Origin of the sequence: Mesorhizobium sp. WSM3860 (assembly GCF_002294995.1) — a bacterium.
In the GTDB taxonomy this organism is placed as follows: Bacteria; Pseudomonadota; Alphaproteobacteria; order Rhizobiales; family Rhizobiaceae; genus Mesorhizobium.
This window is the reverse complement of record NZ_NSGF01000025.1, coordinates 17,253-33,170: the sequence shown is the minus strand read 5'-3', so window position 1 is coordinate 33,170 and position 15,918 is coordinate 17,253. Positions and strand designations below refer to the sequence as shown.

14 protein-coding genes, 4 pseudogenes and 1 riboswitch are annotated in these 15,918 nt (G+C 60.8%); of the genes and pseudogenes, 16 read left to right on the top strand and 2 right to left on the bottom strand.

Annotation, left to right across the window (positions count from 1 at the left end):
- Nucleotides 1-341: 341 nt before the first annotated feature.
- Entirely contained in the window at nt 342-590 is a 249-nt protein-coding gene (locus tag CK220_RS27480) for a helix-turn-helix transcriptional regulator (protein WP_095814528.1), read from the bottom strand.
- A gap of 145 nt (nt 591-735) precedes the next feature.
- Here CK220_RS27480 and CK220_RS32135 point away from each other — a divergent pair, with 145 nt between their 5' ends.
- Nucleotides 736-873 carry a hypothetical protein gene (locus tag CK220_RS32135; protein WP_176479232.1) on the top strand — a complete coding sequence of 46 codons (138 nt, stop codon included), beginning with the start codon at nt 736-738 and terminating at the stop codon, nt 871-873.
- A gap of 172 nt (nt 874-1,045) precedes the next feature.
- On the opposite strand, the gene CK220_RS27475 is transcribed toward CK220_RS32135, so the two are convergent.
- A complete protein-coding gene (locus tag CK220_RS27475; protein ID WP_095814527.1) occupies nt 1,046-1,675 on the bottom strand; it encodes an acyl-homoserine-lactone synthase in 630 nt (209 codons plus the stop codon).
- Between the two features lie 342 nt (nt 1,676-2,017).
- Here CK220_RS27475 and CK220_RS27470 point away from each other — a divergent pair, with 342 nt between their 5' ends.
- From CK220_RS27470 to CK220_RS27415, 15 genes and pseudogenes are all read left to right on the top strand, one after another.
- Complete coding sequence (locus CK220_RS27470; protein WP_095814526.1) at nt 2,018-2,989, top strand: hypothetical protein; 972 nt, start codon at nt 2,018-2,020, stop codon at nt 2,987-2,989.
- A gap of 65 nt (nt 2,990-3,054) precedes the next feature.
- A pseudogene (locus CK220_RS32640) lies at nt 3,055-3,222 on the top strand (quinolinate synthase NadA); the annotation flags it as partial.
- Nucleotides 3,223-3,373: 151 nt separating this feature from the next.
- Entirely contained in the window at nt 3,374-4,252 is an 879-nt protein-coding gene (gene nadC, locus CK220_RS27460) for a carboxylating nicotinate-nucleotide diphosphorylase (protein WP_095814525.1), read from the top strand.
- A gap of 134 nt (nt 4,253-4,386) precedes the next feature.
- Complete coding sequence (gene bioB, locus CK220_RS27455) at nt 4,387-5,367, top strand: biotin synthase BioB (RefSeq protein ID WP_095814524.1); 981 nt, start codon at nt 4,387-4,389, stop codon at nt 5,365-5,367.
- Entirely contained in the window at nt 5,364-6,503 is a 1,140-nt protein-coding gene (locus CK220_RS27450; protein ID WP_095814523.1) for an 8-amino-7-oxononanoate synthase, read from the top strand. Before bioB ends, CK220_RS27450 begins: the two co-directional genes overlap by 4 nt.
- Entirely contained in the window at nt 6,500-7,135 is a 636-nt protein-coding gene (gene bioD / locus CK220_RS27445) for a dethiobiotin synthase (RefSeq protein WP_095814522.1), read from the top strand. Before CK220_RS27450 ends, bioD begins: the two co-directional genes overlap by 4 nt.
- Nucleotides 7,135-8,400 (top strand): adenosylmethionine--8-amino-7-oxononanoate transaminase, encoded by a 1,266-nt coding sequence (locus CK220_RS27440; protein ID WP_095814561.1) that lies wholly within the window; start codon nt 7,135-7,137, stop codon nt 8,398-8,400. Before bioD ends, CK220_RS27440 begins: the two co-directional genes overlap by 1 nt.
- On the top strand, nt 8,397-9,380 hold the full coding sequence (locus CK220_RS27435; protein WP_095814521.1) for a beta-ketoacyl-ACP synthase III: 984 nt from the start codon (nt 8,397-8,399) through the stop codon (nt 9,378-9,380). The genes CK220_RS27440 and CK220_RS27435 overlap by 4 nt, the downstream gene beginning before the upstream one ends.
- A gap of 350 nt (nt 9,381-9,730) precedes the next feature.
- Complete coding sequence (locus CK220_RS27430; protein ID WP_095814520.1) at nt 9,731-11,377, top strand: MFS transporter; 1,647 nt, start codon at nt 9,731-9,733, stop codon at nt 11,375-11,377.
- Nucleotides 11,378-12,201: 824 nt separating this feature from the next.
- The gene (locus CK220_RS27425) at nt 12,202-13,398 is read left to right on the top strand and encodes a porin (protein ID WP_245429419.1); all 1,197 of its coding nucleotides are present in this window, start codon (nt 12,202-12,204) and stop codon (nt 13,396-13,398) included.
- Between the two features lie 98 nt (nt 13,399-13,496).
- Nucleotides 13,497-13,601: pseudogene (locus tag CK220_RS32960) on the top strand (FAD-dependent oxidoreductase); the annotation flags it as partial.
- Between the two features lie 208 nt (nt 13,602-13,809).
- Nucleotides 13,810-14,232 carry an FAD-dependent oxidoreductase gene (locus tag CK220_RS32955; protein ID WP_348629678.1) on the top strand — a complete coding sequence of 141 codons (423 nt, stop codon included), beginning with the start codon at nt 13,810-13,812 and terminating at the stop codon, nt 14,230-14,232.
- Nucleotides 14,121-14,390 (top strand): annotated as a pseudogene (locus tag CK220_RS32950) (FAD-dependent oxidoreductase); the annotation flags it as partial. The gene CK220_RS32955 and the pseudogene CK220_RS32950, both read left to right, overlap by 112 nt.
- Before the next feature lie 124 nt (nt 14,391-14,514).
- Nucleotides 14,515-14,748: an FAD-binding oxidoreductase gene (locus CK220_RS32945; RefSeq protein ID WP_348629679.1), complete on the top strand. Its 234-nt coding sequence runs from the start codon at nt 14,515-14,517 to the stop codon at nt 14,746-14,748.
- Between the two features lie 138 nt (nt 14,749-14,886).
- A riboswitch (TPP riboswitch) is annotated at nt 14,887-15,005 on the top strand.
- 104 nt (nt 15,006-15,109) lie between these two features.
- Nucleotides 15,110-15,875: pseudogene (locus CK220_RS27415) on the top strand (phosphomethylpyrimidine synthase ThiC); the annotation flags it as partial.
- Between the last annotated feature and the right edge of the window lie 43 nt (nt 15,876-15,918).

The window sequence follows — 15,918 nt, the reverse complement described above, 5'->3', positions numbered from 1 at the left end:
GTATGCTCAGTCGGAAAAGCGCAATCGGCGCGCGCCCGAACTCTGCACAAATGACACGCCTCAATCCGCCTGCCGCCGCTTTAGAGCGCCGCGTCGATTATCGAGTCTGGAGGTTGAGCGCTCAGCGCTACTCCTTGGGGCGAGGCCGGCGCTTCGGCGAAAGCGCCATTAACCGTGGGTGCCCGTCGTCTAGAATTGACGATCAGCAGTGATAGCTTGGGAGGGAAACAGGCATCGGTGGTTCCGTTCTGTTATTATCCTGTCGCCATCGGAACACCAATTCAGTTGGTTCGTACGCGACCTGCTCCCACAGACCTAACGGGCAACAAGTCTTCCCCTGATTAGGCCGCGTCCAGTATGTCCGCCTCAAGAATTCCCAAAGGTAGGGACAGCGATTTCGCGATCCGATCTCGATAACCCTTGTTGTATCTCAGACCGGACTCAATGTTCAGGATTTCCTCAGCGGCCAGGCCGCACGCCACCGCCAGGTCGTCGACGGAATATCCAAGGTGCTCACGATAAGCACGGATGATGTGGGTTCCCCCCAACACAGCCTTCAAGACTGGCTCGGGAATGCGCGGATCTTTCATACATCACCTCGAAGGAGAGCAGAGGCGCCTGTCAGCTCGGAGAGTTCCACCCGAGTTGGCGCTCGTAGCAAGTCGAATAAATGGACATCAATTCGACCGGTTCGGTCTCGTCCATGGGCCACCTGACTGGCGGCCGGACCGGTATATGGCGGTTCAACTGGTTCTGATCAAGTCCGAAGATCCTTCCTGCCTAAGTTGGCCTGATCTGCTGTACCAGTCGCTGCGCGATACCGGCGGCTTGCTCATCACCGAACCTCTTGAGCAGGAATTCGAGGCTGCTTAGCGCTGAATCCAAAGCCGTGGTGACAGCTCCCTGGCCCTGTCGGAGCCACCATTCACCGGTCGATGAATTGACCAGAAGGTCGTACCTCCGCGTCTACGCCAGTCTGGTCAGCATACCGACAGTCCGTAGCGCCCGCGGCCAGGAGTATTGGTCAGGCTGAGCATCGTTAGGCCTATGCCGACAGGCCGAAAACCGGTTGCCATAACACCGGTCCGTTCAGACGTCCCTTCCAGCGGATGCGCAAGAGGCTAGCGTGGGAAATCTCGAGAAAGCCGGCGACGGCCTCCGTGTTACCGACCGGCTTTGGCTGTCCGATGCGCGACAACGGCCACGTTGCAAGACGCAGGATCCGTTCCATGCGTGTATCGGTCACAGTTACAATCCGGGTGAGATTGTTCGCCAAGCCAAATTCCATCATGCCGGCGAACAGTTCGTAGGTTGCTTGCGCCAGTCCACCAGCCTTAGGCGCTGATGGAGGCAGATCGAGTGCGAAACGACTGCTCTCCCAAATCCAGGCACTCGCGGGCGCCGCAGTCTCACCCAGCAGCATCGGAAATGTGTCGCGCAACATTGTCGGTCCGGTAGTCGGCAGAAGACGGACGCAACCGCAAATTCGCCAGTCGGATCCCTTGAGAAGCAGATAGACAGGGTTCAGGCTGTCAAATGCGTCTGTTTCCATCTCGCTTTCTGTCTCAACTTCCCAATCCAGCCTTTCCTTGAAGACCCGATGCCTGACCCCGTGCATTTCTTTGAGCTCGTTTGGAAATTGGCCGTAGAGTTCAGGTGTTATCAGCTGCATCATTTCTCGCCTCCGGGCAGGATATGTTCCCGCCATTGAAGAGCAAAGCCGACATTGATGCAGCCTGTGGACCTTTACAGCTATCCGACAAAAGGAGTCATTTTCCACTGGCGGGAAGCAGTCAGTCGCGCCACGCCAGTGTCGATCGGCCGTCCTGGCGACGGGGGTCGTATAGGCAGTGAGGCGAACGAGGGGGGCCTGGCCTTTCCGTGAGCGGATATCCGGTGGCGCAATGCGAACAGATAAAAATACTCTCCAGCTGTGGGGGTGTTGACGTGCAGGCAGTCACGCTTACACTAAATCGATTAGAGTCGCCGAGCTGGGGGGCCGACCAAGTTCGCGAATATGAATGATCAACGGAGACGACGCGGGAAAGACAGAGCTGACGATAAGGCCGACGAAGCCAAAGTGGACCTGATCGCGGTGGTCGTCGCCGTAAATGACGGTGAGCCCTGTCTTCTCACAATCGGTCAGGCGGACACCTTGCCCTCCGGACCATTTGCGCTCGAGCACCGATCGCCGCAATCCGGTTTGAGGGGGTGGGTCGAACAGCAAACAGGCCATCCCCTTGGATACATCGAGCAACTCTACACGTTCGCCGATCGGGACCGTGTCGGCCCCCAGCGCCAGCAGCGCGTCATCTCGATCAGCTATCTCGCACTCACCCGGAAGGAACAGGCGACGGCCGCACCATCCACGTGCGGCTGGCAAAGCTGGTACGAATATTTTCCATGGGAGGATCACCGCTCCGGCTCGCCGCCGGTGGGCCTGGATGTTCTGCGAGCGCGCTTGATTGAATGGGCAGACGGCGCTGACGATCCGGCCAGGCAGCGCGAACGCCGGCAGAGGGTGGCGATCGCCTTCGGCTTTGACGACCGCCATTGGAACGAGGAGCTCACGCTCCAACGCTATGAGTTGCTCTACGAAGCAGGATTGGTCGAAGAGGCTAGCGACGGGAAGGCTGCGCCTCCGCCTGCGGCCGTCTCAGGCAAGGCGATGGTCGCTGATCATCGCCGCATCCTGGCGACAGGCGTTACGCGGTTGCGCTCCAAGATCAAATACCGGCCAGTCGTATTCGAGCTCATGAGACCGACTTTCACGCTGCTCCAGCTGCAGAGGACGGTGGAAGCATTGGCTGGCAGACTGATCGACAAGCCGAACTTCCGCAGGCTTGTTGAGCAACAAGAGCTGGTCGAGGAGACTGGCGACACTTCAGTCGATACGGGTGGGCGGCCCGCAAAGCTCTATCGCTTCCGCCGTGCCGTGCTCGATGAAAGAGCTTTCGCCGGGACAAAATTGCCAATGTCTCGGGCTTGACATAGCTTATAGTCAAGCTAGAAATATTCCCCTTATTGTCAGATCGAATATAATGGGAGGCGCTGATGACTGGGGCGTTACCTATCGCCTCGTCCCTAAATGAGCGCGTCAGGCGGGTGATCCCGCCAGTCGAATGGTCGGCTTTCACCGACGACATTGAAGCGATCCTCGCACTGAAGCGCGAGCGCAATGCGATCATCCGGGCGCTCAATAACCAGACGCCGAAATCTTTCACCGTGTGGCTGACTAAGAGAGCCCTGGTTCGAACTCCCGCACTTATTTCCCTGGCGCGATGCAGAGGCGTGCCTCGCCCGGCTGACACTGCGCGCCGCAGTTCGGGGCGCACTCGCAATTGGGTGGCAGGCACGGACACGGGCACCTGATATGAAACCTTTCGCACCCCTTCCCTCGACCCTGATTGAACCGATCGTGCGCTGTGCGCTCCTGGAAGACCTGGGCAGATGCGGCGACCTGACCAGCGATTCGGTGATCCCGCATGATTGCACTGCCACTTTGATGCTTAAGTCCCGCCAAACGGGAATCATCGCCGGCCTCGATCTGGTTGCATTCGCCCTGCTGCTCGTCGAGCCTGCGATCCAAATGCAAATCTGGCGCCCCGACGGCAGCGATGTCGCGGCCGGCGAGATCATTGCCAAGCTGTGCGGACCGGCCCGTGGCCTGCTCACGGCCGAGCGCACGGCGCTTAACTTCCTTTGCCGCCTGAGCGGCATTGCCACGGCCACAGCCGCGATGGTCGAGGCTGTGCGTGGCCATAAGGCAAAGATCGTATGCACAAGAAAAACGACGCCCGGTTTGCGCGCCCTTGAGAAATACGCCGTGCGTGTCGGGGGCGGCGCCAATCACCGTTTCGGGCTCGATGACGCCGTGCTGATCAAGGACAACCACATTGCCATCGCCGGCGACATTCGCACGGCAATAGAGCGCGCGCGCGCCGCAGCGGGCCATATGGTGAAAATCGAGGTCGAGGTCGACACGCTGGAGCAACTCGATATAGCGCTCGCGCTGGGAATCGACGCAGTGCTGCTCGACAATATGTCGGTCGAAGATCTTGCGCGCGGGGTGGCGATGGTCGATGGCCGCGTCATCACCGAGGCTTCCGGTCGGGTGACACCGATCACCGCCCCGGCAATCGCGGCGACCGGAGTAGATCTCATCTCTGTCGGATGGCTGACACACAGCGCACCAATTCTCGACATCGGCCTGGATATGCCGGCCGATGGGCACGGCTGCAGCCTGAACTGATGGAAACGAAAAAGGAAGAGCTAGCAGCCTTGGAGCCGCAGGCGCAGACCCCTGTACCCCGTTGGGGCCGCCCTGAACGCGCTGCGGTCCAGGCGCATTTGATTTTTGACGATGACGATTGGAAAGAGGTGGGGATGAACAAAGCCCTGGATCCCATGGACGGAGCGCTGGCGCGATGGAACCGCAAAGAGGCCGAGGCTATCTACAGCATGCCGTTCAACGACCTGCTCTTCCTGGCCCAGACCATCCATCGGCAGAACTTCGATCGGAACCGGGTGCAGCTCAGCCGGCTGCTGAGCATCAAGACCGGCGGCTGTCCGGAGGATTGCGGCTATTGCAGCCAGTCTGCGCATCACGGAACTGGCCTGAAAGCGTCGAAGCTGATGGAGGTCGAGCGTGTCATCGCCGAGGCGGCCAAGGCGCGCGAGGCCGGCGCCACGCGCTATTGCATGGGCGCAGCCTGGCGCAGCCCCAAGGCGCGCGACATGGACGCGGTCGTCGCGATGGTCGAGGGTGTCAAGGCGCTCGGCATGGAAACTTGCATGACTCTCGGCATGCTCGATCTTGAGCAGGCCACCCGTCTGAAGCAGGCAGGCCTCGACTACTACAACCACAACATCGACACCTCCGAGCGCCGTCACGGTGAGGTCGTCTCGACCAGGACCTTCGCCGACCGGCTGGAAACGCTTGAGCACGTGCGCGAGGCCGGCATGAAGGTCTGCTGTGGGGGCATTGTCGGAATGGGAGAGGAAAAGGCCGACCGCATCGACATGCTGATTACGCTCGCAAATCTGCCTGAGCCGCCCGAAAGCGTGCCGATCAACATGCTGATCCCGATCGATGGCACGCCGCTCGGCCAGGCCAAACCCATCGATCCGATCGAGTTCGTCCGTACCATTGCGCTCGCCCGCATCTTGATGCCGAAGTCCTATGTAAGGCTCTCCGCCGGTCGCACCGCCATGACCGACGAGACGCAGGCGCTGTGCTTTTTTGCCGGCGCCAACTCGATCTTCGTCGGGGCCACGCTGTTGACGGCGCTCAATCCCGGCGAGGACAAGGACAGGCTTCTATTTCACCGTCTCGGCATCGAGCCGATGGAATGTGAGGCCAAATGAACGAGCCGCCGCTTGCCCGCTTTGAGGCGACCCTGCAGGGGTTGGCGCGCAAGGATCGGCTGCGGACGCTTTCGTCCCGCACCGGTCTCGATTTCTCCTCGAACGACTATCTCGGACTTGCCGCCTCCAGGAGACTTGGCGATGCTGTCGCAGGGGCGATCGGAAGGGGTACTCAGGTAGGCGCTACCGGATCGCGGCTATTGCGCGGCAATGCACCCGAACACGAGGCACTGGAGGCGGACGCGGCGGCATTCTTCGGGACCGAACGCGCGTTGTTCTTCGGCAGCGGCTACATCGCCAACTTTGCACTGCCGAGCACGCTGCCGCAGAAGGGCGATCTGTTGATCCTCGACGAGCTCGCCCATGCGAGCATGCATGAGGGCGCGCGGGCCGGACGCGCCGAGTTCAAGCTGGCCGCACACAACGACGTCGATGCGGTCGAGGATGCGATCACCAGTTGGCGCTCCGAAGGCGGCATGGGGCGCGTCTGGATCGCGGTCGAAAGCCTCTACAGCATGGATGGCGACCGTGTGCCGATGGAGAGCCTCATCGAGCTTGCCGATCGGCACGAGACATTCCTTATTGTCGATGAGGCCCATGCCACCGGCGTCTGGGGGCCAGATGGCCGGGGACTGGCCGCTGCGTTCCAGGGCCGCGACAACATTGTCGCGCTCCACACATGCGGCAAAGCACTCGGCGCGTACGGCGCGCTCGTCACAGGACCGCGAACGCTGTGCGACTATCTCGTCAACCGGTGCCGGCCATTCATCTACGCCACTGCACCGTCGCCCCTGATGGCGGTCGCGGCGCGCGAAGCGCTCGCCATCCTGTCAGACGAGCCCGCGCGCCGCGCTCAGTTGCGCGAGCGCATTTCCTTCGCAGGCCGGCAATTGGCCGAGCAGTGCGGCGTGACGCCCAGCGGCTCGCAGATCCAGCCGTTTGTCATCGGCGACGTCGCACGCACGATGGCGGTGGCGGCAGCCTTGCAGGGGCGCGGCTTCGACATCCGCGGCATTCGTCCGCCGACCGTGCCCGAGGGTACATCGCGCCTGCGCATTTCGCTGACGCTCAACGTCGGCGAAGCCGAGATTTGCGCAATGGTCGAGGCGCTCGTCGAGGTGTTGGCGGCGGCATGACCAAGCGCCTCGTCGTCACCGGAACAGGCACCGGAATTGGCAAGACGGTGTTTTCGGCGGGAATCGCCGGCTTGCTTGACGGCTTCTACTGGAAGCCGGTGCAATCGGGCCTCGACGAGGAGACCGACAGCGAGGTCATTGCCCGGCTTTCCGGCCTGCCCGCGGGGCGCGTCCTGCCGGAGGCCTATCGCCTGAAAAGCCCGCTCTCGCCGCATCGCTCGGCCGAGATCGATGGTGTCGCCATCGAAGCGGCGGATCTTGCCTTTCCGGTTTTACCGACACCGCTCGTAATCGAAGGCGCCGGCGGGCTGATGGTGCCGCTCGATCGACAGACAATGTTCATCGATATATTCGCGCAGTGGGGGCTACCGGTCATTCTGTGCGCCGGCACCGCGCTCGGCACGATCAACCACACCTTGCTCTCGATAGAAGCGCTGCGGGCCCGTTCCATCCCGCTCCTCGGCATCGCCTTCATCGGCGAAGAGGTGGCCGATACCCAAAGGACAATCGTGGAGTTGGGGGGCGTGCAACAGCTCGGCAGGCTGCCACACCTCCATCCACTGACGGGTGAAACGCTGAGAGACGCGATGGTTGCCGGCTTCGACGTTGCCCTGATCGCCGGAGGCGAATGATGCTGGGGTCCCATGTCTGGCATCCGTTCACCCAGCACGCGCTTGAACCAGCCACCCCTGAAATCGTACTGACCGAAGGCGCCTATCTCCACAAGGCCGACGGCGCGCGCATCCTGGATGCGATTTCTTCCTGGTGGGTCGTTACGCATGGGCATCGCCATCCCCGCATCACGAAGGCCATCGAGACGACCGCGTCAAGCCTTGACCAGATCATCTTTGCCGGCTTCACCCACCAGCCGGCCGAAAGGCTGGCCGAAGCGCTCGTCGGCCTTGCTCCTACCGGCCTCGACTGGGTGTTCTATTCCGACAGCGGTTCGACCGCCGTCGAAGTCGCATTGAAGATGGCGCTCGGCTATTTCCGTAACATCGGCGCGCCGCGCTCGCGCATCGTCGTCATGGAGCATAGCTACCATGGCGACACGATCGGCACGATGAGCGTCGGCGCCCGCAGTGTATTCAACGCCGCCTACGAGCCCTTGCTGTTCGAGGTCGACACCATCCCCTTCCCGGCCGCAGGGCGTGAGCAGGAGACCCTGGATCGTTTCGAAGCAGGCTCGCGCGACCAGCGCGCAGCTGCGCTGATCGTCGAGCCGCTCGTGCTCGGCGCCGGCGGCATGCTGATGTACCCGGCCTGGGTTCTCAGCGAATTGAAGAGGATCGCTGACGCCTCCGGCACGCTGCTGATCGCCGACGAGGTGATGACCGGCTGGGGACGCACCGGAACCATGTTTGCCTGCGAGCAGGCGAACATCTCTCCTGATGTCCTGTGCACCTCGAAGGGCTTGACCGGTGGTGTCATCCCGCTGGCGGCCACGCTCGCCACCGACGCCATCTTCCAGGCTCACTATTCGACAGACCGGCAGAAGACCTTCTTTCATTCGAGCTCCTATACCGCCAATCCGATCGCCTGCGCGGCCGCACTTGCCAATGTCGAGATCTGGCGTGACGAGCCGGTGGCCGAGCGTATCGCGGCCCTGAGCGCGAGACAGGCCGCCGGGGTTCGGCGCTTTGGGGACAATCCCTACTTCGCCGACAGCCGGGCGACCGGCACGATCGCGGCCCTCGACCTACGCACCGGCTCCGCCGGCTATCTGGCTGAGATTGGGCCCAGGCTGCGAACATTCTTCCTCGACCGCGGCCTGCTCGTGCGCCCGCTCGGCAATGTGCTCTATCTCCTGCCGCCCTATTGCGTCACTGGCAACGAACTGGACGGGCTCTACAACGCGATCGAGGAGGCCGGCGAGCGCTTCGGTTCTAATCCGTGAACAGGTCGTCGCGCCTTCTCGGGTTTGGTCATCATGCACCAGCGCGCAAGGTCGAGAACCCGGAAATCGAAAACAGTCTCGGGCTTGAACCCGGCTGGATCGAGCGGCGCACCGGGATTCGGTCGCGCTTTTGGGCAGCGGACGAAGACACGCTGTCGGGCCTTGCCGCCTCTGCCGGCGAGATGGCGCTGGCGAACGCCGGCATCGACCGCAGCGACATCGGTCTGCTGTTGCTTGCCACCTCGACGCCGGACCATCTTCTGCCGCCAAGCGCGCCCCTGGTCGCACATCGGCTCGGACTCGGCCGCGCCGGTGCGGTTGACCTCACGGGCGCCTGCGCCGGCTTCATCTATGCCTTGATGTTCGCCGACGGATTCACCCGCGTCCATTGCAAAGCGACCCTGGTCATCGCCGCCAATATCCTCAGCCGCCGCATCAATCCTGCCGAGCGCGCCAGCGCCGTGCTGTTTGCCGATGCCGCCGGCGCCGTGGTGATTGGTCCGTGCAAGGATACTGACCAAGGCATTCTTGCCGCCGCCGTGGATTCGGACGGCTCGCGCTACGGGCTGATCCAGATACCCGCCGGAGGAAGCAACAGACCGTTCCATGGTGGCCTCGACCTTGTGCAAACGCGTATGACGATCGCCGACGGCGGCGAAGTATTTGCTAAGGCCGTGGAGATGATGACCGCATGCTCGCAAGACGCACTCACCGCTGCCCGAATGCGGCCGCAGGACATCGATCGGTTCGTGCCACATCAGGCCAACGCCCGGATTTTCGATGCCGTCGGACGGAACCTCGCAATAGCGGATCAAGTAATCGTCAAGACGATCGGCGAGTACGGCAACTCTTCCGCCGCGACCATCCCGCTCTCGCTGTCGCTCGCCCATCAAACGCAGCCGTTTCGGGCGGGCGAAAAGGTTCTCCTTGCGGCGGCGGGCTCCGGCCTCACCGGAGGCGCGCTCATCCTCGGAATTTAGCGGTACGACGGCCATGAACAGGATTGGTCACGAATGACACTAGCAACACGGACCACCCAATGCGAAAAATTACACGCCGGCAAGTCACATGGGCGCTGGCTCGGTGAACAAGAGCGATCACCCTGCAGACGGTTCTTGTCGAGCAGGGATGATCGGCGAGGCTTCCTTGTTGGGCGAGAAGTGGTTGGCGCCAGTCCAGGAAAGCGGATTTATCTGAGCTCATGCGCGCCCTCCTCATTGCGATGAAGTCACTAATCGATAGGTCGGCCCTTCTGATCCATTGATCAACATCGTAACGGCGGTAGGGCAGTCGTGAATGGATAAGCGGCCGCTGGAAGGCGTCAATCGTCATGCAGTCCGAAAAAAATGCTCATCTGCCTGTCTCAACAACGCTCGCTCCATTTCGAAACCAGGTGTTTCGCTCGATCTGGACGGCCACGCAAATATCCAGCCTCGGATGGCTCGTGCAAACGGTCGCCATCAGTTGGCTGATGGCCACGATTTCCGCTTCGGATCTTATGGTCGCACTCGTGCAGGCCGCATCGACGTTGCCGGTGTTCTTTCTCTCGATCTTGGCCGGAGCCATCGCCGACAACTTCAGCCGCCGATGGGTGATGTTTGCGGGGCACTGCCTGATAGCATTGGCGTCAACGACGCTGATGATTTCCGTGGGCCTGGGATTTGCCGGTCCCTGGCTAATTCTCGGATTAGGGTTCCTGGCCGGCTGCGGCTTTGCCTTGAATGATCCGGCCTGGCACGCTTCCGTTGGCGATATCCTTCACAAGCGCGACATCCCGGCCGCGGTGACGCTTATGTCTGTCGGATACAACATTGTGCGCAGCGTTGGTCCGGCTTTGGGTGGCGTGGTCTTGGCATTTTTTGGACCGCTGGCCGCTTTCGCATTGGCAGCGCTGAGCGACCTGGCGCCGCTAACCGCAATATGGCGCACTACATGGGATGTTCGCACGTCACCTCTCCCGCGTGAGCGAATGACGATGGCAATTCATGACGGAGTGCGCTTCACGCTCATGTCGTTGGAAATCAGGGCAGCGATTGCCCGTGCAGCCCTTTTCGGGTTGGCAAGCATCTCCATCCTTGCGCTGCTCCCGCTAGTCGTCCGGGATCAGCTGAAAAGCGGCCCAATCATCTACGGCATCTTGCTGGCGGGCTTCGGCATGGGTGCTTTCATGGCCGGCATGAGCAATAGCTTTCTAAGGCGGATCACGTCTCAAGACAGGCTGGTGTCGTTCGCCTCTGTTGCTTGTTCAGCATGTTGCCTTTCCCTTGCCCTGACATCGTCAGTCACTATGGCGGCCATTTCGCTGGCACTTGGTGGCGCGGGTTGGCTTATCACCTGGACGGGCATTGACGTGTCGGTTCAGCTGGCAAGCCCAAGGTGGGTGGTGGGCCGCACACTATCGATCTACTACGCCTTGAGCGCAGGCGGGATGGCGGCCGGCAGCTGGATCTGGGGGACCATCGCACAGAACTACTCCTTGGGCTGGGCTTTGGAGAGTGCCGCGGGCGCTCTGTTGCTCGTTGCAGCTGCGGGAATAGTGTTGCCGGTCCGTCCATGGGAGGAAACGGATCAGGAGAGTTCGGATTTTCACCCGCCGGAGCTGGCACTCGAGTTGAAGCCCAGGAGTGGTCCCATAGTGGTCAAGGTCGAGTATCTTATATCCGAAGAGAATATCGAGTCCTTTCTGGGGTACATGCGCGCAAGGCGCCATGTTCAGAGCCGTGCCGGGGCGCGAAACTGGACACTCCAGCGCAATCTTCAAGCGCCTTCGATTTGGACAGAGACATTCCGCACGCCAACCTGGATGGACTTTCTTCGCCTGAATCATCGGCTCACGGCCGCGGATAAGGAAGTCAGCCAGCGTCTCCTGGCACTGCATGATGGAGAGCGTCCTCCGCAAACAGTGCTTTCGATCGAACGAACGACTGAGGCAGCTCGAACCCGTGCCTCAACAATCGTTTCTCGTCCTCCGAGGTGACGTGATCGAGAAGGCGGCCCTATCGTGCATTGGGACCTGCCGCGCCGGTCGACTCGAGCAGCGCGAAGGCCGCATCACCGGTACGCGAGGCTATGCGTGCGTCCCTCTCTCGCGAATATCCATGCCGCGGCGGGCCTCGAGGCGGCGCTTGACAGAAGGAGGGCACTGTGTCCCGCGCCGCCTGCGCACAAGACGATCAGCATCACCTTCGACGTGCGCTTCAGTCAGCGGATTGCGGCTCAGAGACCTGCGCCGAGATTGGTCTATGCCGCTGCAAACGGGCCGTGCTTGGCACAATCCGGATGCGCCAGCGATGCTCCCGCCTGACAGCCGAGCGGCGGACGCAGCATGGTATCTCCAGCCGAGGCTTCACAGCGAACAAAATGCTGCTGGCATCGAACGAAAGTGTCACATATCGAACATACGAAGCGTGTCCGAAACCGCTGCTTTTCGTGCTCTGCCCCGACCCCCAAAAGCAAAAAAGAAGAGAGCCCGACGAAGTTGCGCCGGGCACTTAAGTGTCCGCGCGAGCTACCTCTTCAGTATGGCACGTCCCTTGCTGCTCTGCATCGAAGCCGACGGGCAACCTAACAAATAGCAGAGATAAATAATGGCAATTCGTTCAGAAATGCTGACTGCTAAATGAATGTGTTTGGCTGAACAGCTGCGTGGAAACGCAGCGGGAAACGCAACAGGCGTTCTGCCTTCCTTGAGCATGGCGTCGAGTCTCACCCCGTGCGGGAGCAGACCTCCAAGCACGGTTGTTTATTCCATAAGTATCGCGTCATTGGAGCGCCTCATCTTTTACACAGGAAGTCATCTTTATGATGCCGCATTTAGCCTTTGGATATAGATCCGGAAAGAAGGTAACCAGCCTTCTTCTTGGTTCAGTTGCAGCTCTGATCTCCGTTTCCGTCGCTCGCGCGGCGGAGGAAGTCTCTGCGCCGGACCCGACCGAATACGTCAAGGTCTGCGACGTCTACGGTTTGGGTTACTTCCATATCCCCAACACCGAGACCTGCCTGCGCATCGGGGGCTACATCCGTTACGAGGTCGGCCTCGGCGATGTCCGATCGTATGACGGGGCAAGAACCACCGATGTGAGAACTGGCGAGGCTCAGGGAACCTGGCGAAACAACACGCGTTTCACCTTCAAAACTTGGACGCGCCAGGAGACCGAACTCGGCGCACTGAAGACCTACACTGAAAACCGCGTGAATTTCGGCAACCGCAACGCCTATCCATACCCGGACAGTCCTCAGAACTATGGCTTCAGCAGCGGCGTCAAATTGACTTACGCCTGGGTCCAGCTTGGTGGCCTCCGAGTTGGTAAGGACCATTCGGCCTTCGACACGCTTACGGGCTACGCAGGGAACGTCCTCAACAACGTACTCGTTCCGTACGGCGACTTCGATACCAACGTGGCACAGTATTACTTCGATGCCGATAACGGCTTTTCGGCTCTGGTTTCACTTGAACAAGGGTCGGGTGTAGTCGGTACTATTGACAGCCATGTCCCGCACGTCGTCTTCGGCGTAAAACAAACGCAGGGCTGGGGCGCGATCACCAGCGTAATCGCTCGTGACAGCAACTACGATGCTTTGGCCGGCAAGATCCGCGTCGATGTCAATGTCACAGATGACCTGTCGCTATTCGGAATGTTTGGCTATGGCTCCATTGGCGTTACCAACGATGATCCAACCAATGCAATCGCCGCTCACGGTCGCGGCTTCTACAAAACTTGGAGCGGCAACTGGGCTTTCTGGGCGGGCTCCACTTACGCACTCGACGAGAAAACTTCGTTCAACCTTCAGGTATCGGGCAGTCAGTTCAAGAACTATGGTGTGGCCGCAAACATCGTCTACACGCTCGTTGCCGGTTTCACGGCGACGGTCGAAATCGACTACGGCCACTACGGCAATTTCGGGATCGGCATGGTCGACCCTTCGAACGTGAATTGGACGAAGGCTGACAAAAAAGATTGCGTCGGCGGCATCCTCAGTTTCCAACGCTCATTCTGATTGAATGAAAATCTCTCGGTGGTCGATTGCGCGACTAGTCCCGATCATCCGAGGTGCCGAGCGCAATCTGTCACCGTTTTGCTCACGGTTGTTCAGTCATGACTGAAATTGCGAACCGTCCGATCATAGTGGTCGGCGCAGGGGTTGTGGGCCTCTGTGTGGCCTACGATGCCACAAAACGCGGAGCTAACGTCACGATCGTGGATCGCGATCCGGTAGGCGATAAAGCGTCTTGTGGCAATGCTGGATGTATCGCTGTTACCGAGGTACTTCCAGCGTCTGTGCCCGGTTTATGGAAAAGAGTCCCTAGGTGGATACTTGATCCCCTTGGCCCATTGTCATTGAGGATGACACATTCCGCGGCTGCTCCCATGGCTGTGGCACTTCGCGCAGGCAGGATCGCCGGCAGAGGTGGAGCGGATTTCGCGAGCCCTTGCAGCGCTGAACCATCGGGTTTACCGCGACCTTGTTCCTCTGTTTGCAGATGTTGGATTAAGCGGGCACCTCCATCGCAAGGGCGCTCTCACGGTTTACGAAAGCGAAAGAGGCTGGCATGCCGCCACGCCCGGGTGGGAAGCAAAGCAAAGGCTTGGTATCGAGGTTCGTCACCTATCGGGAGACCAGGCCAGGGAACTGGAGCCGGCGCTAGGCCCACTGGTCAAGCGCGCGATTTTAACACCTCAGTGGTCGCACGTTTCCGACCCAAAGCGGGTGGTCGTTGTCTGCGCTCCTGGCTGGCGGCCAATGGTGCGAGAGTCCTTGCGGCCCAAGTCTCTCGTATCGCCTCAAGTCCCGAGGGCGGCACGGTTACCCTGGCCGACAGCTCTGTCTTGAAGGCATCCAAAATTGTCGTAGCCGCCGGCGCATGGTCGGCAGAACTTTCTCGCCAGCTTGGCGACCATGCCCTGCTGGAAAGCGAGCGCGGCTACAACACCACAATCGCTGCACCTCAGATCGAACTCAACCGGACAATGATCTTTGCAGAGCGCCACTTCGTGGCGGCACCTCTCTCTATCGGTTTACGCATCGGCGGTGCGGCCGAGTTCGGAGGATTGCGAGCCAGCCCGAATTTTGCTTGCAAAGGCTTATCTCCCGGCCCTGGATGGCCACGGCGGCATGGTGTGGAGCGGCCACCGGCCCGCGACCCCGGATACCTTGCCGGTCATCAGCCGCTCCGCGACCCATGCTCACATTCTGTATGCGTTCGGGCACGGTCACCTCGGCCTCACACAAGGCCCAACCACGGGCAAACTGGTTGGCGATCTGCTGTCCGGGCGTGATCCGCCAATACCACTCGAACCCTATACAATCGAGCGCTTCAGTGCCGCCGGGCGGACAACTAGTCTTTGAGCCAGGCGATCCGGAATGTCGCGATGCATTTTGCCTAAGGGCTTTAATGACGATTGGAAGCGTTGATGATCGATGAGGTTACGTGTGTCGATTCCTCTTCACTGCGCTTGGCAAGATAGGGCCCGCATGTCCAACAGAGGCAGTCACCAGGGAGTCCCGGCAAGGGGCTAGGGGCTGAGATACTGCTGGTCGCGGCGCAGTGACCCGTTGAACTGATTTAGTTCATACTGGCGTAGGAACGGTGCAAGCGCTTTGCGGGAGTTTACGCCCGAGGTCCTGTTTCGAGCAGGGCGACCAAAGCGTCTTTTCATACCTCCGGCACAGAGCTGGGTGTCCAATGCATGAGCAAAGGAGCCTCGTGATGAATGCACTCACCCCCGCCGTGTCAACGGGACCACTGCCCGCCTCGCGAAAATCCACAAGCCCGGTGCCATCCACCCGCACATCAGGGTGCCGATGCGCGAGATCTCCCTCCATCCGACGGCCGGCGAGCCGCCCGTCGCCGTTTACGATCCGTCCGGCCTACAACGACCCGGCTGCGAATCTGCATCGAAATGGGCCTTGCCCGCCTACGCCAGGAATGGATCATGGCGTCGCGGCGACGTCGAGGCCTATGACGGCCGCCATATCAGGCCGGAGGACAATGGATTCGCGACGGGGAAACGCCTGACGGCGGAAATTTCCGATCCGCAACCGGCCGCTGCGAGCGAAGTCCGGCAAGGCCGTGACAGATCGCCTAGGCGCGCGCCGGCCCATCACGCCTGAGATGGAGTTCGTCGCCATCCGCAAGAACCTCGGCCGTGAGCAGTTCCGTCGAACTTCAACGTGGCGAAAGCTTCGGCGCCGCGATCCCTGACTTCGTCACGCCGGAATTCGTGCGCGACGAGGTGGCGCGCGGCCGCGCCATCATCCCGTCCAACATTAACCACCCGGAAAGCGAGCCGATGATCATCGGCCGCAACTTCCTGGTCAAGATCAACGCCAATATCGGCAACTCCGCCGTCACCTCGTCGATGGCCGAAGAGGTCGAGAAGATGGTGTGGGCGATCCGCTGGGGCGCCGATACGGTAATGGACCTCTCGACCGGGCGCAACATCCACAACATCCGCGACTGGATCGTGCGCTCCGAGGCGATGATGGCAGGGTGCTCGCTTGATGCGGTCACGGGTG